23 protein-coding genes are annotated in these 25,012 nt (G+C 72.2%); 9 read left to right on the forward strand and 14 right to left on the reverse strand.

What is annotated here, in order from left to right; all coding sequences use genetic code 11:
* Positions 1–350 precede the first annotated feature (350 nt).
* The 3 genes from AC07F0_RS32300 (at position 351) to AC07F0_RS32310 (ending at position 6,197) form a co-directional block, all read left to right on the forward strand.
* Positions 351–1,433 (forward strand): S1 family peptidase, encoded by a 1,083-nt coding sequence (locus AC07F0_RS32300; RefSeq protein WP_478983525.1) that lies wholly within the window; start codon positions 351–353, stop codon positions 1,431–1,433.
* Positions 1,434–1,665: 232 nt separating this feature from the next.
* The gene (locus tag AC07F0_RS32305; protein ID WP_478983526.1) at positions 1,666–5,130 is read left to right on the forward strand and encodes a DNA polymerase III subunit alpha; all 3,465 of its coding nucleotides are present in this window, start codon (positions 1,666–1,668) and stop codon (positions 5,128–5,130) included.
* Entirely contained in the window at positions 5,127–6,197 is a 1,071-nt protein-coding gene (locus AC07F0_RS32310) for a DNA polymerase Y family protein (protein ID WP_478983527.1), read from the forward strand. The genes AC07F0_RS32305 and AC07F0_RS32310 overlap by 4 nt, the downstream gene beginning before the upstream one ends.
* Before the next feature lie 16 nt (positions 6,198–6,213).
* Here AC07F0_RS32310 and AC07F0_RS32315 read toward each other — a convergent pair whose 3' ends face one another.
* Positions 6,214–6,588, reverse strand: coding sequence for a cupin domain-containing protein (locus AC07F0_RS32315; protein WP_478983528.1), 375 nt, complete (start codon positions 6,586–6,588; stop codon positions 6,214–6,216).
* Between the two features lie 80 nt (positions 6,589–6,668).
* On the opposite strand from AC07F0_RS32315, the gene AC07F0_RS32320 reads away from it, so the two are divergent.
* Both AC07F0_RS32320 and AC07F0_RS32325 read left to right on the forward strand, forming a co-directional pair.
* Positions 6,669–7,115, forward strand: a complete 447-nt coding sequence (locus AC07F0_RS32320; RefSeq protein ID WP_478983529.1) for a MarR family winged helix-turn-helix transcriptional regulator — start codon at positions 6,669–6,671, stop codon at positions 7,113–7,115.
* Between the two features lie 170 nt (positions 7,116–7,285).
* The gene (locus AC07F0_RS32325; protein WP_478983530.1) at positions 7,286–8,146 is read left to right on the forward strand and encodes an esterase/lipase family protein; all 861 of its coding nucleotides are present in this window, start codon (positions 7,286–7,288) and stop codon (positions 8,144–8,146) included.
* A gap of 74 nt (positions 8,147–8,220) precedes the next feature.
* On the opposite strand, the gene AC07F0_RS32330 is transcribed toward AC07F0_RS32325, so the two are convergent.
* Complete coding sequence (locus AC07F0_RS32330) at positions 8,221–9,219, reverse strand: lytic polysaccharide monooxygenase auxiliary activity family 9 protein (protein WP_478983531.1); 999 nt, start codon at positions 9,217–9,219, stop codon at positions 8,221–8,223.
* Positions 9,220–9,411: 192 nt separating this feature from the next.
* Between AC07F0_RS32330 and AC07F0_RS32335 the strand changes: the two genes are divergently transcribed.
* Positions 9,412–9,861: a GNAT family N-acetyltransferase gene (locus tag AC07F0_RS32335; protein WP_478983532.1), complete on the forward strand. Its 450-nt coding sequence runs from the start codon at positions 9,412–9,414 to the stop codon at positions 9,859–9,861.
* Positions 9,862–9,888: 27 nt separating this feature from the next.
* Here AC07F0_RS32335 and AC07F0_RS32340 read toward each other — a convergent pair whose 3' ends face one another.
* On the reverse strand, positions 9,889–10,023 hold the full coding sequence (locus AC07F0_RS32340; protein ID WP_010046145.1) for a hypothetical protein: 135 nt from the start codon (positions 10,021–10,023) through the stop codon (positions 9,889–9,891).
* 139 nt (positions 10,024–10,162) lie between these two features.
* Between AC07F0_RS32340 and AC07F0_RS32345 the strand changes: the two genes are divergently transcribed.
* A complete protein-coding gene (locus AC07F0_RS32345) occupies positions 10,163–10,834 on the forward strand; it encodes a class I SAM-dependent methyltransferase (protein WP_478983534.1) in 672 nt (223 codons plus the stop codon).
* Here the strand turns inward: AC07F0_RS32345 and AC07F0_RS32350 are convergent.
* Together AC07F0_RS32350 and AC07F0_RS32355 are read right to left on the reverse strand one after the other, a co-directional pair.
* Positions 10,793–11,293 carry a ribonuclease FAU-1 family protein gene (locus tag AC07F0_RS32350; protein WP_478983535.1) on the reverse strand — a complete coding sequence of 167 codons (501 nt, stop codon included), beginning with the start codon at positions 11,291–11,293 and terminating at the stop codon, positions 10,793–10,795. The genes AC07F0_RS32345 and AC07F0_RS32350 overlap by 42 nt on opposite strands.
* On the reverse strand, positions 11,274–12,200 hold the full coding sequence (locus tag AC07F0_RS32355; protein ID WP_478983536.1) for a GNAT family N-acetyltransferase: 927 nt from the start codon (positions 12,198–12,200) through the stop codon (positions 11,274–11,276). Before AC07F0_RS32355 ends, AC07F0_RS32350 begins: the two co-directional genes overlap by 20 nt.
* Positions 12,201–12,271: 71 nt before the next feature.
* On the opposite strand from AC07F0_RS32355, the gene AC07F0_RS32360 reads away from it, so the two are divergent.
* Complete coding sequence (locus AC07F0_RS32360) at positions 12,272–12,640, forward strand: GntR family transcriptional regulator (RefSeq protein WP_478983537.1); 369 nt, start codon at positions 12,272–12,274, stop codon at positions 12,638–12,640.
* A gap of 11 nt (positions 12,641–12,651) precedes the next feature.
* Here the strand turns inward: AC07F0_RS32360 and AC07F0_RS32365 are convergent, their stop codons facing one another.
* The 6 genes from AC07F0_RS32365 to AC07F0_RS32390 all read right to left on the reverse strand — a co-directional run bounded on the left by AC07F0_RS32365 (position 12,652) and on the right by AC07F0_RS32390 (position 18,929).
* Positions 12,652–13,425: a DUF72 domain-containing protein gene (locus AC07F0_RS32365; protein ID WP_478983538.1), complete on the reverse strand. Its 774-nt coding sequence runs from the start codon at positions 13,423–13,425 to the stop codon at positions 12,652–12,654.
* Positions 13,426–13,480: 55 nt separating this feature from the next.
* Positions 13,481–14,575 carry a DUF5925 domain-containing protein gene (locus AC07F0_RS32370; RefSeq protein WP_436729287.1) on the reverse strand — a complete coding sequence of 365 codons (1,095 nt, stop codon included), beginning with the start codon at positions 14,573–14,575 and terminating at the stop codon, positions 13,481–13,483.
* A 73-nt stretch (positions 14,576–14,648) separates the two neighbouring features.
* Positions 14,649–15,449: a polysaccharide deacetylase family protein gene (locus AC07F0_RS32375; RefSeq protein ID WP_478983539.1), complete on the reverse strand. Its 801-nt coding sequence runs from the start codon at positions 15,447–15,449 to the stop codon at positions 14,649–14,651.
* Positions 15,442–16,431: a glycosyltransferase family 2 protein gene (locus AC07F0_RS32380; protein WP_478983540.1), complete on the reverse strand. Its 990-nt coding sequence runs from the start codon at positions 16,429–16,431 to the stop codon at positions 15,442–15,444. Before AC07F0_RS32380 ends, AC07F0_RS32375 begins: the two co-directional genes overlap by 8 nt.
* Positions 16,428–17,249: a glycosyltransferase family 2 protein gene (locus AC07F0_RS32385; protein WP_478983541.1), complete on the reverse strand. Its 822-nt coding sequence runs from the start codon at positions 17,247–17,249 to the stop codon at positions 16,428–16,430. The genes AC07F0_RS32380 and AC07F0_RS32385 overlap by 4 nt, the downstream gene beginning before the upstream one ends.
* A 468-nt stretch (positions 17,250–17,717) precedes the next feature.
* On the reverse strand, positions 17,718–18,929 hold the full coding sequence (locus tag AC07F0_RS32390; protein WP_478983542.1) for a S8 family peptidase: 1,212 nt from the start codon (positions 18,927–18,929) through the stop codon (positions 17,718–17,720).
* A 336-nt stretch (positions 18,930–19,265) separates the two neighbouring features.
* Between AC07F0_RS32390 and AC07F0_RS32395 the strand changes: the two genes are divergently transcribed.
* Positions 19,266–20,072 (forward strand): SGNH/GDSL hydrolase family protein, encoded by an 807-nt coding sequence (locus AC07F0_RS32395; RefSeq protein ID WP_478983543.1) that lies wholly within the window; start codon positions 19,266–19,268, stop codon positions 20,070–20,072.
* 4 nt (positions 20,073–20,076) lie between these two features.
* Here the strand turns inward: AC07F0_RS32395 and AC07F0_RS32400 are convergent, their stop codons facing one another.
* The 3 genes from AC07F0_RS32400 to AC07F0_RS32410 form a co-directional block, all read right to left on the reverse strand.
* Positions 20,077–21,708 (reverse strand): serine/threonine-protein kinase, encoded by a 1,632-nt coding sequence (locus tag AC07F0_RS32400; protein ID WP_478983544.1) that lies wholly within the window; start codon positions 21,706–21,708, stop codon positions 20,077–20,079.
* A 79-nt stretch (positions 21,709–21,787) separates the two neighbouring features.
* Positions 21,788–23,392, reverse strand: coding sequence for a nickel transporter (locus AC07F0_RS32405; protein WP_478983545.1), 1,605 nt, complete (start codon positions 23,390–23,392; stop codon positions 21,788–21,790).
* Complete coding sequence (locus AC07F0_RS32410) at positions 23,389–24,990, reverse strand: tetratricopeptide repeat protein (protein WP_478983546.1); 1,602 nt, start codon at positions 24,988–24,990, stop codon at positions 23,389–23,391. Before AC07F0_RS32410 ends, AC07F0_RS32405 begins: the two co-directional genes overlap by 4 nt.
* Positions 24,991–25,012: the final 22 nt, after the last annotated feature.

Genomic DNA, 25,012 nt, shown 5'->3' on the forward strand with positions numbered 1-25,012 from the left:
GCGGCCCTTCGTAGCCCCCGCACGCATCGCGTGCGGGGGCTTTCGTGTGGTGCGCGGACGCTTCTCCGAACCGGCCGGCGTAGGGGCGAATTTCAGCCACGCGTGAACCCCGCAGAGTGCCCGCACATTACTCCCGCGTAATGTTTGCACAGTGAACACAGGGGAGTTGGGTCCGATTTGATCGTGGACGGTCAAAATGAGGGGCGTGCGAAGCGCTGTCTACGCGCGTCTCGAACTCACCCTTGTGTGCTCCCCGTTGTCCTCGGAATAGTGGGCGCCCGTCAACAAAGCCTTCCGGTTCGCGAGGTCCCCACAACCTCTCGGGCCGACCCCCCACAGGAGGACGTGAGTTGAAGCACCGACGCATACCCAAGCGGCGTGCAGCCGTGGCAGGTGCGGGCATCGCCGCACTGGTCGCCGCGGGAGTCACCTTCCAGACTGCGAACGCGAGCGAGACCCCGGAGGCCTCCGCGCCCCGGACCCTGTCGGTCACGGCGGCCGGAAAGCTCGCCTCGACGCTGGCCGAGGACCTCGGCGCCGACGCGGCGGGTACGTACTACGACACGAAGAGCAAGAAGCTCGTGGTGAACGTGCTCGACGAGGCCGCGGCCAAGGCCGTCGAGAAGGCGGGAGCCAAGGCGAGAGTCGTGGCGAACTCTCTCGCCGAACTGAAGAGCGCCCGCGGCACGCTGAAGCAGGACGCGACGATTCCGGGCACTTCCTGGGTGACCGACCCGACCAGCAACAAGATCGTCGTCACCGCCGACCGTACGGTGTCCAAGGCCGAGTGGACGAAGCTGACGAAGGTCGTCGACGGGCTCGGCGCGAAGGCCGAACTCAAGCGGACGAAGGGCGAGTACAAGCCCTTCATCGCCGGTGGCGACGCGATCACCGGCGGCAGTGGCCGCTGCTCGCTCGGCTTCAACGTCGTCAAGGGCGGCGAGCCGTTCTTCCTGACCGCCGGGCACTGCACCGAGGGCATCTCGACGTGGTCGGACTCCAGCGGCAAGGAGATCGGCACCAACGCGGACTCCAGCTTCCCGGGCAACGACTACGGGCTGGTCAAGTACACCGCGGAGGTGGCTCACCCCAGTGAGGTGAACCTCTACAACGGCTCGACGCAGAAGATCACGGGTGCCGCCGAGGCGACGGTCGGCATGGAGGTCACGCGGAGCGGTTCGACGACCCAGGTGCACGACGGGAAGGTCACGGGGCTGGACGCCACCGTGAACTACGGCAACGGCGACATCGTGAACGGTCTGATCCAGACCGACGTGTGCGCGGAGCCCGGTGACAGTGGTGGCTCGCTCTTCTCGGGCGGCAACGCGATCGGGCTGACGTCCGGTGGCAGTGGTGACTGCACCTCCGGTGGGGAGACCTTCTTCCAGCCGGTGACGGAGGCGCTGTCGGCGACCGGGACCGAGATCGGCTGAGTTCCGGTTCAGGTGTGTGAAGTCCCGCCCCTTGTGTGAGGGGCGGGGCTTTTCCGTGTGCCGCTGCCCATGCGTACCGAGGCTTGCGCCAGGTCGGCTTTTTGGTGTTTCCGCAGGTGGGGCGGGGCCGGGCGGATGTCGCACATGTATTCGAGAATTGGTCTATGGTGGGGGTGAGGTAGCTGGGAACAGATGTTCGAACCGGTGTGGTTCACGAGTGCGGGAGGTGCGTGTGCCGGGGTTCACGCATCTGCACACCGCCTCCGGATTCTCGTTGCGGTATGGAGCCTCGCATCCGGAGCGGCTGGCCGAGCGTGCCTCCGAGCGGGGCATGGACGCCCTGGCCCTCACTGATCGCGACACGCTCGCCGGGGCCGTCCGATTCGCCAAGGCCTGTGGGAAGACGGGCGTCCGCCCGGTCTTCGGGGCGGATCTGGCGGTGGCGGGAGGGGAGCCGCCCGAGCCCGGGCGGGGGCGGCGCCGGACTCCTGTGCGCGGCGGCGCCTTCGTCGACGAGTCCGCCCCCCGGGTGACCTTTCTCGCCCGGGACGGTGCCCGTGGGTGGGCCGGGCTGTGCCGGCTCGTCTCGGCGGCGCACGAGGGGGAGGGGACGCCGCTGCTGCCCTGGGAGCGCCATCACGCCGAGGGCGTGACCGTGCTGCTCGGGCCTGATTCGGAAGTGGGGCGTGCCCTGGCCGCCGGGCGTCCTGACCGTGCGGCGCGGCTGCTCGTGCCCTGGCGGGAGGCCTACGGCGACGCCCTGCGGCTGGAGGCCGTCTGGCACGGACGGAAAGGTACGGGGCCCGGCTCCCTGCGGCTGGCCGCCCGGACCGTCGGGTTCGCCGCCGAGCAGCGGATCCGGCCCGTGCTCAGCAACGCCGTACGGTACGCCGACCCGGGGCTGGGACCGGTCGCCGACGTGCTGGACGCCGCCCGGCGCCTGGTGCCCGTCGACCCGGCCAAGGAGCTGGACTCCGGTGAGGCCTGGCTCAAGGGGACTGGGGCGATGGCCGGGGTGGCGGAGCGGGTCGTGGAGGCCGCGGGGTTCCGGCGCGACACCGCTCATCGGCTGGTGGAGCAGACCGAGGCCACCGCCGCCGAGTGCCTGGTCGACCCCGAGGACGATCTCGGGATGGGTAGCGTCCACTTCCCCGAGCCGCATCTGGTCGGGGCAGACCGCCGTACCGCCCAGCGGACGCTGGCCTCGCGAGCGGCGGCGGGGATGGTGATGCGCGGGTACGACCGGCGGCGGGAGTACTGGGAGCGGATGCACCACGAGCTGGACATCATCGCCCATCATGGTTTCGCTTCCTATTTCTTGACCGTGGCCCAAGTGGTCGACGACGTGCGGGAGATGGGGATCCGGGTCGCCGCCCGGGGGTCCGGGGCGGGGTCGCTCGTCAACCATCTGCTCGGGATCGCGCACGCCGATCCGATCGAGCACCGGCTGCTGATGGAGCGGTTCCTGTCGAAGGAGCGGGTCGTGCTGCCCGACATCGACATCGACGTGGAGTCCGCGCGCCGGCTGGAGGTCTACCGCGCGATCATCGACCGGTTCGGCACCGAGCGGGTCGCGACGGTCGCGATGCCGGAGACGTATCGCGTGCGGCATGCGATCCGTGACGTGGGGGCCGCCCTGTCCATGGATCCGGCCGAGATCGACCGGGTGGCCAAGTCCTTTCCCCATATCCGGGCACGGGACGCCCGTGCCGCACTGGAGGAGCTGCCCGAGCTGCGTGCGCTGGCGGGCGAGAAGGAGAAGTACGGGAGGCTGTGGGAGCTGGTCGAGGCGCTGGACGCGCTGCCGCGCGGGGTGGCCATGCATCCGTGCGGGGTGCTGCTGTCCGACGCCTCCCTGCTGGCGCGTACGCCGGTCATGCCGACCAGCGGCGAGGGCTTTCCGATGTCGCAGTTCGACAAGGACGACGTGGAGGACCTCGGGCTGCTCAAGCTGGACGTGCTGGGGGTGCGGATGCAGTCCGCGATGGCGCACGCGGTGGCGGAAGTGGAGCGGGTGTCGGGGGTCAGGATCGATCTGGACGGGCTGTCGCCGGGGGATCCGGAGACGTACCGGTTGATCCGGTCCACCGAGACCCTCGGCTGTTTCCAGATCGAGTCGCCGGGACAGCGGGACCTGGTGGGGCGGCTCCAGCCGGCCACCTTCCACGATCTCGTCGTCGACATCTCGCTGTTCCGGCCCGGGCCGGTCGCCGCCGACATGGTGCGGCCGTTCATCGAGGCGCGCCACGGGCGGGCGCCGATCCGCTTTCCGCACCCGGACCTGGAGGAGCCGCTGAAGGAGACGTACGGGGTCGTCGTCTTCCATGAGCAGATCATCGACATCGTCGACATCATGACCGGCTGCGGGCGCGGTGAGGCGGACCGGGTGCGGCGCGGGCTGTCCGATCCGGAGTCGCAGGGGCGGATCAAGGTGTGGTTCGCACAGCACGCGGCGGCGAACGGGTATGACGCGGAAACGATTCAGCGGACCTGGGAGATCATCGAGGCCTTCGGGTCGTACGGCTTCTGCAAGGCCCACGCCGTCGCCTTCGCCGTGCCGACGTACCAGTCGGCGTGGCTGAAAGCGCATCATCCGGCCGCCTTCTACGCGGGGTTGCTGACGCACGACCCCGGGATGTACCCGAAGCGGCTGCTGCTGGCGGACGCGCGACGGCGCGGGGTGCCCGTGCTGCCGCTGGACGTGAACAAGTCGGGCGTCGCACACCGTATCGAACTGGTGTCCGGTAAGTGGGGGCTGCGGCTGGCGCTCTCCGATGTGCACGGCATCAGTGAGGCCGAGGCGGCGCGGATCGCCGAGGGGCAGCCGTACGCCTCGCTGGTCGACTTCTGGGAGCGGGGCCGGCCCAGCCGTCCGCTGGCCCAGCGGCTCGCGCAGGTGGGAGCGCTGGACGCGTTCGGCGCCAACCGCCGCGATCTGCAACTGCATCTGACCGAGCTGCACCGGGGCGCGCGGGGCGCGGGCGGTGGCCAGCTCCCCTTGGCCGGCGGACGGAAGACCGCACCGGCCGGGCTGCCCGACCTCACCTCCTCGGAGCGGCTCAGCGCCGAGCTGGGCGTGCTGTCCATGGACGCCTCCCGCAACCTGATGGACGATCACCGGGCCTTCCTCGACGAGCTGGGCGTGGTGTCCGCGCGTCGGCTGCGCGAGGCCCGGCACGGGGAGACGGTGCTGGTCGCGGGCGCCAAGGCGGCCACCCAGACGCCGCCGATCCGGTCCGGCAAGCGGGTCATCTTCTCCACCCTGGACGACGGCACGGGCCTGGTCGACCTCGCCTTCTTCGACGACTCCCACGACGCCTGCGCCCACACCGTCTTCCACTCCTGGCTGCTGCTGGTGCGCGGGGTGGTGCAGCGGCGCGGCCCGCGCAGCCTCAGCGTGGTGGGCGCCGCCGCCTGGAACCTCGCGGAGCTGCTGGAGGTGCGCCGGGAGGAAGGGCTGGAAGGGGTCGCGGCCCGGTTGGCCGGTGCCGGTGCGGGTGCCGATTCCGGTTCCGGTGATTCCGGTGGTGAAGGCGAGGAGCCGGCGGGCTCCGCGGACCAGGATCCGGCGGAGCAGCGCAAGATCCGTATGCCCACGGGGTACGAGATGCACCCCTGGGCCGATCTGCGTCCCGCGGGCGAAGGGCCCGCGGTGGGAAGAAAGTTGTGGCACCAGAGTCCGGGGAGTGCGGGATGACCATCCTCTGCGTACGTTTCCAGCTGCCTCCGACGCGCGAGGCCGACCTGCCCCGACTGCTCGGGATGCTCGAGGAGTTCACCCCTGTCGTCCAGGCCCTGCCACCGGACGGGGCGCTGGCCGATCTGCGGGGCGCCGAGCGGTACTTCGGGCGGAACGCCGTCGAACTGGCCTCGGTGATCCGGGTGCGCTCGCTCGCGCTGTACGGCGTCGACTGCGTGATCGGAGCCGGGCCCGGGCCGACGCTGGCCCGCGTGGCGCTGCGCGACGCCGAGCCCGGGGTGACGTGCGCGGTGCCCGAGGAGCGGGAGGCCATCGCGGAGTTCCTCGCGGACAAACCCGTCGCCGCGCTGCCCGGCGTGGGCGCCGCGACCGCCCGTACGCTGGACGACTACGGCCTCGACACCCTCGGCCGGGTCGCCGCCGCGCCGCTGTCCACGCTCCAGCGGCTGATCGGCGCGAAGGCCGGCCGCGAGCTGCACGAGAAGGCGAACGGCGTCGACCGCGGCCGGGTCGTACCGAACGCCGTCTCCCGCTCCCTCGCCACGGAACGCCCCTTCGACCGCGACGAACTGGACCCGGACCGCCACCGCCGTGCCCTGCTGTCGGCCGCCGAGGAGATCGGCGCCCGGCTGCGTGCCCTGGAGAAGGTCTGCCGCACGCTGACCCTCACCGTGCGCTACGCCGACCGCTCCGCCACCACCCGCAGCCGCAAGCTGGTCGAACCGACCGCGCACTCGCCGGACCTGACCAGGGCCGCGTACGGCATGTACGAGGCGCTCGGGCTGCAACGGGCCCGGGTCCGTGCGATCACCCTGCGCGCCGAGGGGCTCGACCGCGCCGACCAGGCCTCCCACCAGCTGACCTTCGACCCGGTGGACGAGAAGGTCCGCCGTATCGAGGAGGTCGCGGACCGAGCCCGGGCGAAGTTCGGGCCGCGGGCGGTGATGCCCGGGGGACTAGGGGGTGTGGTGGAAGTCCCGCACAGCACCCACGGCGCCCGGCACGCACCCTCGCCGCACCGCACTGGACTTCCACCACACCCCTTAGGAGGGCTGGCGGCGTAGATCCTTCTGCGTGACGTCAGTTGGCCCACGGCGGCACGACGCGCGTGCCGTCGGCGAGCCGTGCCTCCAGGCCGATCGAGGTGGTCACCCAGGAGTACGCGGTCCGGTCGGTGGGGTTCTCGACGGTCAGGGTGGCGCCGGGGTTGATGATCACCGTGTCGCCCGCGGCGATCCGCTCGGTGCGGCCGTCGAGGGTGATCAGCAGTTCGCCGTCGAGCAGATGGAAGATCTCCTCCCGGTTGACGGTGTGGGCCGGCGCCTTGAGACCGGCGGGGATCTCGCCGCGCCAGGCGCATAGCTCCTTGCTCCCGCTGCGCGGGGTGGCGTACGAGACGAAGCGGGCGCCGTGGATCTCGTGGGTGACGGCTTCGGACGAGTGGATGACGGGCATGCGGGCCTCCAATTGGTCAAGCAGCTTGACTATATGGTCAGGCTGCTTGACCGTCACGTCAAGGGTGTTTCAATGCATGCGTGCAGAACTCCGAGGCCATGGCCCTGTCCGCCGCCCTGCTCGCCGCCGCCGGTGGGCTCACGCAGCGTATCCACGAGGGTGTCGTCGCGCGCGGTTTCGAGGGGGTGCGGCCCGCGCACGGCTTCGCCTTCGCCCGGCTCGCCCCGGACGGCGCGACGGTCACCGAGCTGGCCGTCCACCTCGGGGTGACCAAGCAGGCCGCCAGTCAGCTCGTGGACGAAATGGTGCGCAAGGGGTACGCCGAGCGGCGGCCGCACCCGGAGGATGGGCGGGCTCGGCTGGTCGTGCTGACCGAGCGGGGATGGGAGTGCACGCGGGCTGCGGAGGAGGCGGCTGCGGAGGTGGTGCGGCAGTGGGGGGACGTGCTGGGGGAGGGGCACGTACGGGTGCTGCGGGAGCAGTTGCTGCGGATCGCGCCCCAGGGGCCCATCCGGCCTGCCTGGTGAGGCGGTGTCAGGCGAGTCCGCCGTGCTGGTTATCGCCGGCAGTTTTTACTGACGCGTAACTTCCCAGTTTGACTACTCGCTCGTAACTTGACGAGTGAACAGCATCCCGTGATCCGGATCACAGGGCGTCGTGCCGTCGCACCTCCCTTGAGCCGCAAGGAGATCACCCGATGCTGCCCTGGAAACGAGTGCTCAGACCCCTGGCCGCGCTGCTGCTGACCGCCGCGGCCGTCACCGTCCCCGCCACCTCCGCCCAGGCCGCCGGCGCCCCGGGCTCCGGCTGGAACGACTACTCCTGCAAGCCGTCCGCCGTCCATCCCCGCCCCGTCGTCCTCGTCCACGGCACCCTCGGGAACTCCGTCGACAACTGGCTGGGGCTCGCCCCCTATCTGAAGGTCCGGGGCTACTGCGTCTTCTCCCTCGACTACGGACAGCTCCAGGGTGTCCCCTTCTTCCACGGACTCGGCCCCGTCGAGAAGTCCGCCGCCCAGTTGAAGGACTTCGTCGACCGGGTGCTCGCCGCCACCGGCGCCGCCGAGACCGACATCGTCGGACACTCGCAGGGCGGCATGATGCCCCGCTGGTACCTGCGGTTCCTCGGTGGTGCCGCCAAGGTGAACGCCCTGGTCGGCATCGCGCCCAGCAACCACGGCACCGACCTGAACGGCTTCACCCGTCTGCTGCCGTACTTCCCGGGCGCCGGAGACCTGTTGGCGAAGACCACGCCCGCACTCGCCGACCAGGCCACCGGCTCCGACTTCCTCAAGCGGCTCAACGCGGGCGGCGACACCGTGCCCGGCGTGCGCTACACCGTCATCGCCACCCGATACGACGAGGTGGTCACGCCGTGGCGCAGCCAGTACCTGAGCGGGCCGGACGTGCGCAACGTCCTGCTTCAGGACCTGTGCCCGGTAGACCTGTCCGAGCACGTGGCCATCGGGCTGCTGGACAGGGTCGCCTTCCACGAGGTGGCCAACGCGCTCGACCCGGCGCGGGCCAGACCCACCACCTGTGCGTCGGCGTTCGACTGACACGTGTACACGTGCAGGGGAAACGTTTCGGGGCCTGTCCGGCCTGAGCCGCCGGACAGGCCCCGAGTCCTGGGTCAGCGGCCGTGGCGACTGCCGCTCACCGCGCGGCGCCGGGCCGACAGGAACAGGGCCGAGGAGCCGAGCGCCAGCGCGGCCGCGCCACCGATCGCGAGGTACGGGGTGCTGCTGTCGCCTCCGGTCTCGGCGAGTTTCTCCGTGGCGCCGGCCGCCTTCGGCCGGTTGGGAGCGGCGTCGGCCCGCGTAGGCCGGTTCGGGGCGGGGCTCTCCGGGGGCGCGGCCGGCTCGGCCGAGGTGCTGGGGTCGTTGTCGCCGTGGCCGCGGTGCTCGATGGTCGACTTGTCGTTGCCCGCCTCGATCTGCTCCTCGGTGGGAGCGGAGGCCGTCGGGGCCGGAGCGGTGCCGCCCGCGCTGTCGCCGCCGCCGAAGCTGACGTCCGAGCAGGAGTAGAACGCCTCCGGGCTGTCCGACCGCTGCCACACGGCATACAGCAGATGCCGGCCGGAGCGCTCGGGCAGGCTGCCGGAGAAGGTGTAGAACCCGCCCGTGGCCGCCGGGTCGGTGGCCGTCGCGACCGGGTGCTCCAGATCCAGGTCGTTCCAGGCGAGCGGCTCGGCCGGGTCGTAGCCGGGCTTGGTGAGGTACACCTTGAACGTGCCCTTGTGAGGGGCCGTCACGCGGTACTTGAAGGTGTGCGAGCCGCTGCGCACCCCGGTCGCCGGCCAGTCGGCGCGGGCCAGGTCGAGTCCCTTGAACTGCTCGTCGTTCGCGCTGCACAGCTTGCCGTCCGGGATGAGCTGCTGGTGCCGCCCGCCGGCGTCCCCGATGCGGATGCCGTTCCAGTCGTAGAGGGCCTGCGTGCCGCCCGCCGCGACCGCCGCCTTGCACGCGGCAGACCTGGGACTCTCCGGGCCCTCGGCGTAGCACTGCGAGACCCGGCTGACCGGGTCCCCCATCGAACCGTGCGCGGCGGCCGGCGTGGCGGTCAGCCCGGTCAGGGCGAGCGGGAGGGCGCCGAGGGCGGCGACGGTGACTGCCGTGCGGCGTGCGGGCATGCGGGAACTCCTCGAGACGGTACAGGGGAACAGGGGAACAGGGCCGGGCCCGAGTGGGCCCGGATCCCGTGGGGGCGATCCGAAGCTAGCCCCTGAGAACCGTGGAATCGCCTGCTGAGGGCGCGAGGGGGAGATCCTTATGGCCCGCTTAAGGAAGTGCTCAGACTGGCATCAGGTAGGTACCGTCGCGGCATGGCAGTCGAGGAGATCCGGCCGGCCGGAGCCGCCGACGTACCGGTCGTCGAGGGCGTGATCGACGCGGCCTTCCGCCCCTACATCGAGCGCATCGGACGGGTGCCGCAGCCCATGGAGGAGGACCACGCGGCGAACGTGGCCGCGGGCAAGGTGTTCGTGACGGGCGAGCCCGTGACCGGCCTCGTCGTGGTCGAGGTGTTCGAGGACCATCTCTTCCTCGACACCATCGCCGTCCACCCCACCGCGCACGGCGGGGGAGTGGGGCGACGGCTGCTGCGGTTCGTGGACGCACACGCGCGTGCGCTGGGACTGCCCGAGGTCAGGCTCTACACGAACGCGCTGATGTGGGAGAACCAGCAGATCTATCCGAAGTACGGCTATGAGCTGGTGGAGCGACGACTGGACGGGCCCTATGACCGCGTCCACTACCGCAAGCGGCTGTTCTGAACGGGTCTCATGATCGGTACCGGCCGCTCAGGCGTCCGGCCACCACGTGCGTGCGATGTCCTTGCGGACTTCCGGGCGTCCCGCGGGGCGCTCGTCGGCCTCCTCGCGGGCCCGGCGGACGTCCGTCTTCTTCAGGGGCTTCTGCACGGTCACACGGCGCATGGCTGCCTCCTTAAGGGTCTACCGGGTTCCGCGTTCTCACGGAGGTAGACCTTTCGGGGGAGAGTTCCTCATCGCTCCTGGTCTGTCAGTGGCGGCTGTCACGATTCGAGTGTCAGTGGCGGGTGTCACTCTTGGGCCCATGGCGAACGACAGTGACGGCATGACCTCGGCCAACACCGGCGCAGACGTGGACTGGGACGCGCGAGCGGCCTCCTTCGACGAGGAGCCGGACCACGGGCTGCGCGATTCGGAGGTGCGCCGGGCCTGGGCCGCGCGGCTGCGCTCCTGGCTGCCCGGGCGCGCCGGCGACCTCCTCGATCTCGGCTGCGGCACCGGCAGTCTGTCGCTCCTCGCGTCCGAGCAGGGACACCGGGTGACGGGCGTGGATCTCTCCCCGGCGATGGTGGCGCTCGCCCGGCGGAAGCTGGCCGGGCGGGACGCGGTGTTCCTCGTCGGTGACGCGGCGGCGCCGCCGGTCGGGGAGCAGCGCTTCGACGCCGTGCTCGTCCGGCACGTCCTGTGGGCCCTGCCCGAGCCCGGCCGCGCCCTGCGGCACTGGGCCGGGCTGCTGCGGCCGGGCGGGCGGCTCGTGCTGGTCGAGGGCGTGTGGGGGACGACCGCGCCGGTCGGGATGCCGGCGCAGCGGCTCGCCGGTCTGCTCGCGCCGATCGCCGGGCAGGTGAGCGTGGAGCAGCTGTCCGGCGATTCCCTGCTGTGGGGCGGGGTGGTGACCGACGAGCGGTATGCGGTGGTGGCCGTGAGCGGCGGCTCAGGCCAGGAGCGCGGTGATGCCGTCGCCGCGGGAGAGTGACTCCAGTTCGTCGAGGGCGGCCAGGGCGGCTTGTGCGGCGCCGGGGTCCGACTCGGCGAGGCCGCTGGCGGCGAACTCGTCCTCGTCCAGGCGTCGTACGTCCGTGCCGTCCGCGGAGACCCACAGGTCCAGGTCGAGGTCCTCCACGACCAGCTCCGGACCGGAGCGTACGGAGGGGCGGGTGATGTCGCAGTACCAGCCCTTCAGCGCGCCCGAGGCGGAGCGGACCTCCTTCACCGCGTACCAGCGGTCACGCCAGTAGTACTCCGTGAAGACGTCCCCGGGCTCGAAGCGGACGAAGCCGAAGTCGCGGACGCCACTGCCCGCCCAGGGGGCGCGGACCGCGACGCGGGTGCCGTCGTCCGTCAGGAGCTCGCCGGTGTAGCGGATCTTCGTACGGCCCGCCTTGACGAGCACGACGTCGATCCGGCCGGAGCAGTCAGCCGAGTTCACGGACATAGCGCACTTCCTTCGCACAGATCTCGTAATCGAACCACTTGTTGATGGCGATCATCGGTTCGTTGCCGGTGTCGTTTCCGGTGAACGCCTCCGTATACCCCGCCGCCAGGGCCCGGTGCAGGGAGTCGTTCTTGGCGAGCTTCGCCAGGCCCCGGCCGCGGAAGGCCCGGGCGGTGCCGGTCATGGCGGTCCCGTAGCGGCTGCCGTCCGTGTGAGCCACGCTGAAGGCGGCCGGGCGGCCGTCGACGACCGCGACCGTGGTCAGCTCGCGGCTGAGGAGAGGGTGCTTCCAGTTCTCCTCGAGCCACGCCTCGTAGTCCGTGAACTCGGCCTCGATGTCGCTCGGTTCGTCCGCCGCCGTCTCCGCGTCCAGTACGAACATCGGGCGCGGGTCGTCCGCGAAGTCGGCGGCCGTGCGCAGCTCGACGCCCGCCGGCGGGTCCTGGCGGGGCGGCAGCGTGCCGGCCGTCAGGTCCAGGCGCATGAAGTAGGCGGAACGGCTGGCCCGGAAGCCGTGCCGTTCGGCGAAGGCCACGTTGTCCGGCTCGTCCAGCACCCAGGTGAACAGCTTCCGGACGCCCAGCGAGGCCAGCCGCTCCTCGGCCGTGCGCAGCAGCAGCGAACCGGCGCCGCGCTGCCTGCGGTCGGGGCGCACGTAGATGTTGGCGGAGCCCTGGCCGGGTTCCGGGCTCTCGTGGGCGACGCTGACCTGGGCCGTGCCGATGATCTCGCCGTCCTCCTCGGCGACGAGCTGCCCGAAGTGGGCGTCCGGGTGGGCATGGGTCAGGGTGTGCACCACGGACTCGGGCGTGGACAGCATGTACGGCAGGGCGAGGCGGCGCGTGTGGGAGAACCCCTCGGCGTCGGCTCGGACATCGGGTCGCAGGTCGCGCACGATCACGGTCATGGAGGCGCACGCTACGCGGGAGCGCGCCCGGGGTGCCTCCCATTTTCCGTCGGGTACGGGACAATCGGCCTGTGACCTTGAAGATCGACATCGACGACAGCGCTCCGCCGTACGAGCAGGTGCGGGCGCGGATCTCCGAGCAGGCGCGGTCCGGTGAGCTGCCGGTGGGATACCGGCTGCCGACCGTGCGGGGGCTGGCCGAGTCGCTGGGGCTCGCCGCGAACACGGTCGCCAAGGCGTACCGCGCGCTGGAGGCGGACGGCGTGATCGAGACGCGGGGCCGCCACGGCACGTTCGTGGCCGCCGCCGGCTCGGCGGCGGAGCGGGAGCTGGCGGTCGCCGCCCAGGCCTATGCGGAGCGGGCCCGAAGGCTCGGGCAGGGGGAGGACGCGGCGCTCAGCGCGGTACGGGATGCCCTGCGGGCGGCTCAGGGGGAGTAGGGCGGCATGGTTCAGCCGGTCCGCGCCGGCCGGTCGGGTGTCCGGGTGAGCTCCAGGCCCGCCGACCGCCCCAGCCGCGCGAACGTCATGGCGTCCTCCACCGCCGCGCCTCCCGGGTCGTTGTTGAAGTACGCGTAGACGTCCTCGCCGCCGGGCCAGGTCGTGGCGATGCGGTCGAGCCAGGTGGCCAGCGAGCGGCGGCCGTAGTGGGGCCAGGGCCGGGCGCGGCCCTGGTGGAAGCGGACGTAGCCCCAGTCGGTGGTGCGCCACAGCGGGGTCGCGGGGCGGGCCAGGACGTCGGCCCAGCACAGGGCCGCGCGCCGGGACTCCAGGACCCTGCGGACCTGAGGCGTCCACCACGAGTCGTGCCGGGGCTCGACCGCGACCCGGGTCGAGGCGGGGAAGCAGGACAGGCAGGCGTCCAGCAGGCCCGGGTCGGCGCGCAGGTTGGGCGGGAGCTGGAGCAGCACCGGGCCGAGCCGGTCGCCGAGGCCCGCCGCATGGCTCATCAGGCGGCCGACCGGCTCCTCGGGGTCCTTGAGCCGTTTGATGTGGGTCAGATAGCGGCTCGCCTTCACCGCGACCACGAAGTCCGCGGGCACCCGGCCCCGCCAGTCCTCGAAAGTCTCGCGGGCCGGCAGCCGGTAGAAGGCGTTGTTGATCTCGACGGTGGCGAAGTGCCCCGCGTACTCCTCCAGCCAGAGCCGCATCGGCAGCCCGGACGGGTACAGGACGTCCCGCCAGTCCTTGTACTGCCACCCGGACGTGCCGACGAACAGGGTCATAGACCCATCAAAACACCGGCGCGCGGGGACCTCCTACCGATCGCGCGCGGACCTCCTACAGATACAGCCCGGCGTCGGCGTCCCCGCGCGGCTCCGGCAGGGCCGTCGGGGACGTGCCCCGGCGCAGCGCGTACAGCTCGGCCAGCGTGGCGCCCTCGCGGCCGATGCCCTCCTCGCGGCCCAGCCAGCTCACCGCCTCCGCGCGGGTCAGCGGGCCCACCTCGATCCGGGCCAGGCAGCGGCCGGGCCGGACGACGGCGGGGTGCAGGCGCTCCAGGTCCTCGTTGGTCGTGACCCCGACCAGGACGTTGCGGCCCTGGCCGAGCAGTCCGTCCGTCAGGTTCAGCAGCCGCGACAGCGCCTGGCCCGCCGTGTGCTTGGCCTCGCCGCGGATCAGCTCGTCGCAGTCCTCCAGAAGCAGCAGCCGCCAGCGGCCCTTGCCCGCCGCGTCCTCCTCGCCGATCGCGATGTCCATCAGATAGCCGACGTCACTGAACAGCCGCTCGGGGTCCAGGACGCAGTCCACCTGGCACCAGTCCCGCCAGGAACGCGCGAGCGTACGCAGCGCGGAGGTCTTGCCGGTGCCCGGCGGGCCGTGCAGGAGGAGAAGGCGGCCCGAGATGTCCTCGGGGGTCGTCTTCATCAGGCGGTCCATGGCGTCCGCCACCGGCGCCGTGTAGTTGGGCCGGACCTCGTCCCAGGTGCCCGCCGCGATCTGGCGTGTGGTGCGGTGTGGGCCGCGACGCGGGGAGACGTACCAGAAGCCCATCGTGACGTTCTCCGGCTGCGGTTCGGGTTCGTCCGCCGCGCCGTCCGTGGCCTGGTCGAGGATCTTCTTCGCCAGCTCGGCGCTGGTCGCGGTCACCGTGACGTCGGCGCCCCGGTTCCAGCGGGAGATCAGCAGCGTCCAGCCGTCGCCCTCGGCGAGGGTCGCGCTGCGGTCGTCGTCCCGGGCGGCGCGCAGCACACGGGCGCCGGGCGGCATCAGCGTCGCCCCGGACCGAACGCGGTCGATGTTCACCGCGTGGGAGTACGGCTGCTCGCCCGTCGCGAAGCGGCCGAGGAACAGCGCGTCGACGACATCGGACGGGGAGTCGGAGTCGTCGACGTTGAGCCGGATCGGCAGCGCCTCGTGCGGGTTTCCAGACATGCCGCCATGATCCGGCACGAGGGCGCCGCGTGCACCCGGTTTCCCGGTGCACGCGGCGTGTTCCAGGTGCGGGTCAGGCCCCGGTGCGGGAGACGAGCCGGCGTGCCTGGCGGGTCCTGCGGACCACGGCGTACCCCTTGGTCAGGGCCCGGTCCCTGGCGAACGTACGGGCGATCGCGTGGCCTTCGGCCAGCCGCTCGAACTCCTCGGTGCCCGTGCTGCGGCGTACCGTCACGCGCCGCAGGGCGTACGGTCCCTGCGCGCGGCGCGCGAGTCCGTTGCCGACGGCGAGGGCCTGGGCGTACCCCGTCTCGCGCACCGCCTGCCGGACCCGGCGGCTGGAGTAGCCGTAGGGATAGGCGAACGAGGCCGGTACGGCGCCCAGTTGGTCGGCGACGATCTCCTTGCAGTGGATCAGCTCGAACCTCAGCGTGGCGTCGGAGACCTGGTCGAGCTGCGGATGGCTGTGGCTGTGCCCGCCGATCTCGACGCCCGCCGACGCGAGCTCGCGCACCTGGTCCCAGTCCAGCATGGTGTCCAGGCCGCCGCCGGTGTCGTACGGTCCCCGGATCCACCCCGTCGAGACGAACAGGGTGGCCGGGAAGCCGTGCTTGGCCAGCACGGGCAGGGCGTGCCGGTGCACTCCCTCGTAGCCGTCGTCGAAGGTGATGAGGACCGGTCGCTCGGGCAGCGCGCGGCCCGAGCGCCAGCACGCCGCCAGCCCGGCGGTGGTGACGGGGGTGAGACCCCGGTCCGCGAGCACCGCCATCTGCTCGGCGAACGCCTCGGGGGTCACGGACAGGGCGCGGGTCGCGTCGTTCGGGTCGGTCGCGACCGCGTGGTACATGAGGATCGGTACGCGGACGTCACTCACGGACCGCCACCTCCACTTCGGGCACCGAGAACGTGGTCCCGCCCCGGCGGGCCCGCACGCAGCCCACCACGTACCCGGCCGCCGCCGTCAGCACCCCCGCGACGATCGCCCCCGCCCGCCCGGCACCACCCGGCCGGGCCAGCAGGGCGTCCCGCAGCCCCCGGGCCACCCCGGCCGGCAGAACCCGGGTGGCGTACCGGCGTTCGGACTCCAGTCCCTTGTCGGCGCCGACGCTCCGGGCCACCAGCGCCTTGGACAGGCCCTCGGCGTACGTGCGCGTCCGGAAGTAGCCAAAGTGCTCACGGGTTTCGGGCACCCGGTGGTGAATCACCGCCCGGTCGTCGATCAGCAGGACCGCGTCGGGCCGGGCCCGGCTGAGGCGGATGCACAGTTCCGTCTCCTCGCAGCCCAGCGGGCGTCTGTCGCCGTCCCGGCCGATGCCGGTGGCGAAGCCGCCCGCCGCGTCGAAGGCGCTGCGGCGGAACGAGGCGTTGCCGCCGAGCACGTTGCGCACCCGGACCCGGCCGCGCGGCAGGCCCCGGTAGGTGCAGCCCACCACCCAGTCGAATTCCTCGGGGAACCAGGCGGGCCGCCGCCCCGACGCCCAGACCGGCTCCGTGCGCCCGCCGACCGCCAGCACGCGCGGGTCGGTGTACGCCTCGGCGAAGCGCAGCAGCCAGTCGTGCTCGGCCACGGCGTCGTCGTCGAGGAAGGCGACGACCTCGCCGCGCGCGGCGGCGATCCCGGTGTTGCGGCCGGCGGACAGGCCGCGGGGGCCCGCGTTGGCGAGCACCCGCACGTCCCCGACTTCCTTGTACTCCTTGCCGAGACGGTCCAGAAGGGCCTGGTTGTGGTCGACGACCAGCAGCGTCTCCAGGGCCGGCCGTGACTGCGCCCGTACCGAGGAGACCGCCGCGAGGATGTCCTCCCAGCGGTCCTCGGTGTACGCGCAGATCACGACGGAGATGCCGGGACCGCTCAAGACACCTCTCCCCGGACCGGGTCGACCAGCGGCGACTGGGGCGAACGGCGGCGCAGTGCCCGGCGGTTGGAGCGCTCCTGCAGGATCACCCTGAGCACGCGCAGCCCGTCGCGCACGGCCCGCAGATTGCTGGTGCCGTGGATGCGCAGGTACTCGTGGCTCGGGATCTCCTGCACCTTGAGCCCGGCCTTGACGACCCGGATGTTCATCAGGGTCTCGACCTCGAAACCGGTGCAGTCGAGGTCGATCTTGTCGAGGCAGTGCCGCCAGAACGCGTTGTAGCCGTAGCACAGGTCGGTGTAGCGGGCGCCGAACTTGCGGTTGACGACCGTGCACAGTGCCCAGTTGCCGAGTTTGCGGATGAAGGTCATGTCGTCCGTGCCGCCGCCGTTGGCGAAGCGGGAGCCCTTGGCGAAGTCCGCGCCGGAGACCAGGGCGGAGACGTACGACACGATCTCGTTGCCGTCCGCCGAGCCGTCCGCGTCGACCATCACGATGATGTCGCCGGTGCACGCCTGGAACCCGCTGATCAGGGCGTCGCCCTTGCCCTTGCCGCGCTGTTCGACGACCTTGACCTCGGGCCACAGCTCGCGGGCCACCTGGACGGTGTCGTCGGTGGAGTTGCCGTCGACCAGGACCACTTCGTGGATCCAGTCGGGCAGGGTCTTGAAGACGTACGGAAGGTTCTCCGCCTCGTTCATGGCCGGGATGACCACGCTCACCGGCGGCGCTATGGCCAGGTGAGAGGAGACGGGCCGGTACTTCCCGGCGGTCGGCGGATGCTGCTCCGCCGCGGCCGGCTGCAGAACTGAGCTCATGAGTCTGGTCCCTCTCGTCCGGTGGACCGCCCCCCCAGGGCAGTCCGGATCCAATCCGGTTCGAAAGGGGGGTTCTCACCCGTGGCACGCCGAGATGGAGCTTCGGGCACGCCGGGTGAGCTGGCAAAGCTGGCCGGCAGCGGAAAACGGCAGCCGACCGCGCGGCACGGCCCGGAGACAGTTGCGGTCACCGAGCACGGCACCCCCCTACCGCGCCCCGCGCCGGTTCGTCGCGGTCCTTGAGCCCTCCCCTAGAGCCGCGTGCTGACGGACCGATGCGGGTGAGATGTATGACGGTATTGACGATTGAACCCGTATGGCAAGACCTGGAACGGCCTCTCACGTTTTTGCTGGGTTTGTCGTTGCGGGATGCGTTTCGTGGGGCGCGAGTTGAAAGGTTCCGGTGACGGAAACAGCCGTTCCCCGGAGGCTCAACCCGCCTCCGGGGAACGGCTGTTCAGGTTCCGGTTACGGTACGAGCTTCAGCAGCCGGTTCGGCGAGCCCGAACCCGCGCTGGTGACCTTGCCGGTGGTGGCGCCGCCGACCAGGGCGGAGGCGACCTGGGCCGGGGTGGAGGAGGTGTGGCCCGCCAGGTAGACCGCCGCCGCGCCCGCGACGTGCGGGGTGGCCATCGAGGTGCCGGAGATGGTGTTGGTCGCGGTGTCGCTGGTGTGCCAGCCGGCCGTGATGGAGGAGCCGGGCGCGAAGATGTCCAGGGCCGAGCCGTAGTTGGAGTAGCTCGCCTTGGCGTCGGTGCTGGTGGTGGCGCCGACGGTGATCGCCTCGGCGACCCGGGCCGGGGAGGACGAGGAGGCGGTGGTGCTGCTGTTGCCCGCGGCGACGGCGTACGTGACGCCGCTGGCTATGGAGTTGCGGACCGCCGTGTCCAGCGCGGTGGAGACGCCGCCGCCGAGCGACATGTTGGCGACCGAGGGGCCGGAGTGGTTCTTCGTCACCCAGTCGATGCCCGCGATCACACCGGCCGTGGTGCCGGAGCCGCTGTTGTTCAGCACGCGCACGGCCACGACCTTCGCCTTCTTGGCAACGCCGTACGTCGAGCCCGCGATCGTGGTGGCCACGTGGGTGCCGTGGCCGTTGCCGTCGGAGGCGGTGGTGTCGCCGTCGACGGCGTCGTAGCCGTAGGAGGCCCGCCCGCTGATCTGCTGATGGGTGATGCGCACGCCGGTGTCGATGACGTAGGCCGTCACGCCGCTGCCCGCGCTGTCCGGGTAGGTGTAGGTGCCGGAGAGCGGGAGGGAGGTCTGGTCGATCCGGTCCAGGCCCCAGGGGGCGTTGGACTGGGTGGTGTCGGCGAGCTGGACGCGCTGGTTCTGCTCGACGGAGGCCACCGCGGGGTCGGCGGCGAGGCGCCTCGCCTCGGTGGCGGACAGGGTGGCGGAGTAGCCGTTCAGCGCCTTGCCGAACGTCTTGCGCACGGACCCGCCGTACTCCTCGACGAGGTCCTTGCCCGCGGCAGAGGACGCCTTCAGGCCCGCGCTCTTCTTGAGCGTGACGATGTAGCTGTCCTTGATCGCGTCCGGGGAGTCCGCGGCGAGCACCCGGCCCTCGGCGGGAGCGGCGGCCTGGGCGGGGAGGGCGGTGAGCCCGCCCACGAGGGCGGCGGTCGCCGACAGGGTGATCGCGGCGAGCCCGAGTCTCTTGCTGCGCAGTTGTGCCATTACGAGGGATTCCTCCTCTAGGCGGCGCGCGCCTGGGTGGGGCGCGCGTCATGTGGGGGTTGTGCGCGTGCTCGCGCACACGGCCGGGAGCGTCGCGTTCCGCTCTCGGACGGAGTAAAGCGTCGACCAACTACCGGCGTAGAACAAGAGAGTTGAGCACTAGTCAACAAATCTGTCATGAGCGCGTAACAAGAGGTGCCCAGGGCGTAACAAGCCGTGAGGTGAACGCGCCGCGAGCGTCCCGGAAAGGGCCGAAAAGACTTGGCATGGACACTTCCTGTCAACACGCGTAGCTGCTACGACGGTTGTGGCAGAGATCCTGCTAAGGGAGGTTCCATGAGACGTTCCCGACTTGTCGTCTTCGTGAGCTCGCTCCTCCTCGCCGCCGGCACCGCCCTCACCGGGGCAGCCACGGCGCAGGCGTCCGCACTCGCCGCAACTGGCGGATATGCAGCGCTCGGTGACTCCTACTCCTCCGGAGTGGGCGCCGGCAGCTACATCAGCTCCAGCGGCGACTGCAAGCGCAGCACGAAGGCCTACCCCTACCTCTGGGCCACCGCCCATTCACCCTCGACGTTCGACTTCACGGCCTGCTCCGGCGCCCGAACGGGTGATGTTCTGTCCGGACAGCTCGGCCCGCTGAGCAGCGCCACCGCCCTCGTCTCCCTCAGCGTCGGCGGCAACGACGCCGGATTCGCCGACGTCATGACGACCTGTGTGACCCAGTCCGACAGCGCCTGCGTCTCCCGCATCAACACCGCACGCGCGTACGTCGACTCCACGCTGCCCGGCAAGCTCGACAGCGTGTACTCGGCGATCCGCTCCAAGGCCCCCAACGCCCACGTCGTCGTGCTCGGCTACCCCCGCTTCTACAAGCTCGGCACCACCTGCCTCGGCCTCTCCGAGACCAAGCGCAAGGCCATCAACGACGCCTCCGACCACCTCAACACGGCCATCGCCAAGCGCGCCGCGAACCACGGCTTCACCTTCGGCGACGTGCGCGGCACCTTCACCGGCCACGAGATCTGCTCCGGCGACTCCTGGCTGCACAGCGTCAACTGGCTCAACATCGGCGAGTCGTACCACCCGAAGGCACCCGGCCAGTCGGGCGGCTATCTGCCCGTGCTCAACGCCAACGACTGACCGCTCAGCCGGAGTCGGTGTCCGACTCCGTGTCCGAACCCGTGCCGGAATCCGTGTCCGAGTCCGAAGGAGAAGGGGAGGCCCCGCCCGTCGGGGTCTCCGTCTCGCACGTGATCGAGAACGGCACCGACTCGGACGTCGTGCGCACCGGCTCCCGCACCTCGACACTGATCTCGTTCTCGAACGTCCCGCTCTCCGCCTCGGTCGTCACGGTCACCGCGTCCTGCCGCGTACGGCCGTCGCCCTCCCGGAACGACAGCGTCTTCCAGCCACCGTCGAGCTCCGAGCCGTCCCGCGTCACCCAGCGGTAGCGCACCTCGGCCGGCAGCCGCCCCACCGTGAACGTCGCCGTGAACCTCGGCGCCCGGGCACCCGGCGGCGGACACGGGCCCGAGTAGTCCGTGCGCGTGCCGTCCAGGCCGACCCGCACCGACTGCGGCGGCGGACTGCTCCGCTCGCTCTCGCTCTCGCTCGGTGTCGGAGAAGGACTGGACTTCTCGCTCGCGGTGTTCTGCGGTTTGGTCTCGGCGGGCGTACTCGCCCCGGCACCCCTGTCGTTGTTCCCGGGGCCGTCCCCGCGGTTCAGCAGCGCGTACGTCAGTCCGCCCACCGCGAGCGCCAGCGCGACCACGCCCGCGACCAGCACCCGGCCCGCCCGGCGGTCGCGGTCCCGGCCGGTGGCCGTCGTCGTCCCGCCCGAGCCGGACGGCACCGGCTGCCCCGGGAAGGGCATCGGGGGCGTGGGCGAGGGCTCGGGACGGCCCGCGAGCGTCGGCGGGACGGCCCGCACGGTCTGCCCGCTCGGCGAGCCGCCCGCGCCGATGGCCCGCAGGTCCCGCTCGGCCTGCTCGGCCGGCAGCCGCTGCGCGGGATCCTTGCGCAGCAGCCCCTCGATGACCGGGGCGAGCGGACCGGCCCGGTACGGCGGCGGCAGCTCCTCGTCGACGATCGCGCGCAGCGTGCTCAGCGGGGTGTCGTGACGGAACGGGGAGTGGCCCTCGACCGCCGCGTACAGCAGCACGCCGAGCGACCACAGGTCGGACTCCGGGCCCGGCGTACGGCCGAGCGCCCGCTCCGGGGCGAGGAACTCGGGCGAGCCGATGACCTCCCCGGTCATGGTCAGCGCGGAGCTGCCCTCGACCATGGCGATCCCGAAGTCGGTGAGCACGATCCGGCCGTCGTTCGCGATCAGCACGTTGGCCGGTTTCACATCCCGGTGCAGCACCCCGGCCTCGTGCGCGGCCCGCAGCGCGGCCAGCACCTCGGCGCCGATGTGCGCGGCACGCTGCGGCGGCATGGGGCCCTCGGCCTCCAGGACCTCGGCCAGGGAGAGCCCGCGGACCAGCTCCATGACGATCCACGGCCGGCCCTCGTCCGTCGCCACGTCGTACACCGTGACCACGTTCCGGTTGGCGACCCTGGCCGCCGCCCACGCCTCCCGCTCCAGCCGGGCGTACATCCGCCGCACGTCGTCGCCCGCGAGCCCCGCCGGGGCGCGCACCTCCTTGACGGCGACCTCGCGGTGCAGCACCTCGTCGCGGGCGCGCCACACCGTCCCCATACCGCCCTCGCCGAGCGGTGCCAGGAGCCGGTAGCGGCCCGCGATCACACGCTCATGGCCCGGTTCTTCGGACACGGCGCCCCCATTCGCAGCCGGGCGAAATCTCCATGAGGTCTGTTTTCCCCATGACGTCGGATTTCCTCACGAACGTAACTCAGCCCAGTGCGGATGCCGCCCCCTTGAACACCAGTCCGGCCCCGAGGATCACGACGGCGAAGGCCGAGCCGAGGGGCGCGGTCCGGCGCACCAGGGCCGCCATCGGGCCCCCCGTCCAGCGGGGGCGCCGGTCCAGGAGCCGGGTCATCCCGCTGCCCGCCTTGACGACGGCGTACCCGGCGGCCGTCAGGGTGAGCGCGAGCCCGACGCCGTAGGCGACGACCAGCAGCAGACCGAACCAGGCCTGCCCGAGGGCCGCGGCACCGACGAGCACCACCACGGCGGACGGGCTGGGCACGAGCCCGCCCGCGAAGCCCATGAGGATCGTGCCGCGCAGGGTGGGGGCGACGGGGTGGGAGTGGGTGAACCCGCCGTGGGTGTGCTCGACCGTGTGGGGGTGCTCGACCGTGTGGGGGTGGGAGTGGGGGCGGTTGTGGTCGTGCGGGTGGTCGTGATCGTGACCGTGGTGGTCGTGGTCGTGGTCGTGCGCGTGGCTGTGGCTGTGGTTCTCGTCGTCGTGTGTGTGGGTGTGGCCGCCCGGGCCGTGGGGGTGGGTGTGCGCGCGGTTGCGCAGGGCGCGGCGGAGCAGGCTCGCGCCCGCCAGGGTCACCAGGAGGCCGCTGGCGACGCCCAGCCAGGCGATCACCGAGGGGGCCGCCGCCGAACCGGCCGTGACCAGCAGGCCCAGGGCGACCACGCCCAGAGTGTGGGTGACCGTCACCGAGGCGGCCATCGGCAGGACGTCCTTCATCCTGGCCCGGCCGCCCCGGGCCGCCGCCGTCGCGGCCATGATGGTCTTGCCGTGGCCCGGGGCGAGCGCGTGCATCGCGCCGAGGACGACGGCGATGAGCAGGGCCAGCGCGGCGAAGCCCAGGGTGAGGTCGTGCCGGGCGACCAGGTCGTCCAGGGCCCGCGTCCAGCGGTCGGCGCCGCGCGGCAGTACGGAGGCGGCGGGGGCCTCCGGCTCCTCCTCGGCCAGGGCCGCACCGCCGGGGCGCACGCGCAGGGCGGCGGCCGCGGTGTCGGCCGGGGAGGAGAGCAACTCCGCCGGATAGCGGGTCAGTTCGGCCGAGATCGACTTCTCCGGGACGTCCGACTCGGTGAGCGTCATACGGTCGCCCCGCGCCGTGATCTCCCGCCAGCCCGGGCCGGAGGAGTCGCCCGCGCCACGGAAGCCGAGCGACACGGTCCTGTCCGACTCGCCGGACGGGAGGGGCGCGGTCAGCTCGCATTCCACGCGGAGGGTGTCCAGCCCCGCCTGCCCGGGCCGCACGCGCGCGTGGCTGCGCTCGGCGGTGAGCGGGGTGCCGCGGCCGTCGACGGTGACCCTGCTGTCCGCGGCGGCCGCGGCGCACCGCTCGCGGGCCCACAGGGTCATGCCCAGTCGCTCGATGTCCGGTCCCGCCTGGGTGGCCGGGATCTCGGCGAGGTCCTCGACGTGGTGGACGCGGAGTTCACCGGGGGCGGCGACCAGGCCGTCGTAGCGGTTGACGGTGAAGTTGCCCAGCGGGTGGGCGCTCGCCGCGCCGGCGGGCAGCAGGGTGAGCGCGCAGGCGGCCGTGAGGACGGCGGCACCGGACGCGAACAGGCGGCGCAGGGTCACCTGGTCCCCTCCAGATCCTTGAGCGCGGTACGGGCCTCGCGGGCGCCGAGCGGGGAGAAGCCGGGATTCAGGTCGAGCGCGGCCTTCAGGTGGTCGCGGGCCTCGCGGTCGTTGCCGGTGGCGTGCTCGATGACGCCCCGGTGGTACAGGAAGCCGGCGTTGCGGTAGCCGGTACCGGTGGCGCGCCGGGCGTACGGCAGGGCTTCCCCGTCGCGGCCGTTGACGTGCAGGGCCCAGGCGAGGGCGTCGGCGGTGTGGACGCTGTGCCGGCGGTTCCACTCGGCGCGGGCGGCGCGCAGGGCCTCCTTCTTGTCGCCGTGGTCGGCGGCGGCCATGGCCGAGTCGAGGTCGGCGTTGACACCGCCCGCGCGGGCGAGGGACGTCCAGGCGTCGACGAGGGCGTACTGGTCACCCGCCTTCGCCCGGTCCCCGTCGGCGCCCCGGTCCTCGTACAGCTCGCCGAGGGCGACGAGCGGGCCGGGCAGCGGGAAGCGGGCGACGACCTGCTCCAGTCCCTCGACGGCGGCGGCCCGGTCGCCGTTCGCGGCCTGGGCGCGTGCGCGGCCCTCCAGGGCGGGGAGGTAGTCCTCGTCGGCGGCGAGGGCGCGGGCGTAGTGGCCGAGCGCCGTCTTGTACTCGCCCTGGTTCCAGGCGAGCTGCCCGAGGGCGGTGGCGACGTACGCGATGTCGCCGGGGGAGCCGGCGGCCTCCAGGGCGCGCTCCAGGACGTCACGCGCCGTACGTACGTCACCGCGCAGCTCGTTGACGTACGCGTACCGCGTGAAGACGGGCACCCCGGGGCGCCTGTCGTCGGCGGTGCGGGCGGCCTCGGCGGCGTCCTCGTACCGTCCGAGCTCGACGAGGGCGTCGATACGCGTGCACAGGGCGCGTTCGTTGTAGGGGTTCTGCTTCAGGGCCCGGTCGGCGTCCTTCAGCGCGCCGGTGAAGTCGTGCCGGGCGGCGGCGAGGGCGGCACGGCCGGCGAGGGCCTGGTCGTTGCCGGGGTCAAGCTCCAGGGAGCGCTTCAGCGCGCGCTCGGCCTGCGGGTAGCGAGAGGGGTCGCCTTTCGTCCGGGCCTGCTCGACGTAGGCGGTCCCGAGGGTGGCCCAGCTGCCGAAGTCCCTGGGCTGGGCGCGCAGATGCTTCTGCAGGGACCTGATCCCCGCGTCGAGATCCCCCCGGGCCAGCACACCGGCCGCCGGCGCCCCGGCCGCGGACACGGCCTCGGCACCGGCCCCCGCCCGGCCGTTCCCCGTACCCCCGAAGGCGATGGCTCCACCGGTCAGCGCGACCGCCAACAGCGCGGCACATCCGGCCAGATGAACGGCCCGCCAACGCCGCCCCCCGTCAGCGGCCCGCCGTATCGCGGCCACGCGCGGCTCGACGCCGGCGTCGCCCTCGTTCCCGGCGGGAGGGCTGCCGTGCCCGTCAGGCTCGCCTTCGGCGGCGTCGCCCGCTTCGGCCACCGCGCCCTCTCCCGGCACGGAGGCTCGCCGCGGGCCCCGCCCCACCGGCCGCTGTCCGTCGGTCTGCTGGTCCGGGCGGGGGTGGTCGTCGTCGCGCCTCTCCGGTGCGCTGTCCGTCGTACGCGGAGGCATGGCCTCTCCTCGGTCGGCTGTG

The organism is Streptomyces sp. NPDC045955 (assembly GCF_056430805.1).

Bases quoted from the DNA above. Each gene is read 5' to 3' on its own strand.
- AC07F0_RS32310 (WP_478983527.1), top strand. From the start codon at position 5,127: ATGACCATCCTCTGCGTACGTTTCCAGCTGCCTCCGACGCGCGAGGCC.
- AC07F0_RS32315 (WP_478983528.1), bottom strand. From the start codon at position 6,588: ATGCCCGTCATCCACTCGTCCGAAGCCGTCACCCACGAGATCCACGGC.
- AC07F0_RS32325 (WP_478983530.1), top strand. From the start codon at position 7,286: ATGCTGCCCTGGAAACGAGTGCTCAGACCCCTGGCCGCGCTGCTGCTG.
- AC07F0_RS32330 (WP_478983531.1), bottom strand. From the start codon at position 9,219: ATGCCCGCACGCCGCACGGCAGTCACCGTCGCCGCCCTCGGCGCCCTC.
- AC07F0_RS32335 (WP_478983532.1), top strand. From the start codon at position 9,412: ATGGCAGTCGAGGAGATCCGGCCGGCCGGAGCCGCCGACGTACCGGTC.
- AC07F0_RS32340 (WP_010046145.1), bottom strand. From the start codon at position 10,023: ATGCGCCGTGTGACCGTGCAGAAGCCCCTGAAGAAGACGGACGTCCGC.
- AC07F0_RS32345 (WP_478983534.1), top strand. From the start codon at position 10,163: ATGGCGAACGACAGTGACGGCATGACCTCGGCCAACACCGGCGCAGAC.
- AC07F0_RS32350 (WP_478983535.1), bottom strand. From the start codon at position 11,293: ATGTCCGTGAACTCGGCTGACTGCTCCGGCCGGATCGACGTCGTGCTC.
- AC07F0_RS32355 (WP_478983536.1), bottom strand. From the start codon at position 12,200: ATGACCGTGATCGTGCGCGACCTGCGACCCGATGTCCGAGCCGACGCC.
- AC07F0_RS32365 (WP_478983538.1), bottom strand. From the start codon at position 13,425: ATGACCCTGTTCGTCGGCACGTCCGGGTGGCAGTACAAGGACTGGCGG.
- AC07F0_RS32370 (WP_436729287.1), bottom strand. From the start codon at position 14,575: ATGTCTGGAAACCCGCACGAGGCGCTGCCGATCCGGCTCAACGTCGAC.
- AC07F0_RS32385 (WP_478983541.1), bottom strand. From the start codon at position 17,249: ATGAGCTCAGTTCTGCAGCCGGCCGCGGCGGAGCAGCATCCGCCGACC.
- AC07F0_RS32390 (WP_478983542.1), bottom strand. From the start codon at position 18,929: ATGGCACAACTGCGCAGCAAGAGACTCGGGCTCGCCGCGATCACCCTG.
- AC07F0_RS32395 (WP_478983543.1), top strand. From the start codon at position 19,266: ATGAGACGTTCCCGACTTGTCGTCTTCGTGAGCTCGCTCCTCCTCGCC.
- AC07F0_RS32410 (WP_478983546.1), bottom strand. From the start codon at position 24,990: ATGCCTCCGCGTACGACGGACAGCGCACCGGAGAGGCGCGACGACGAC.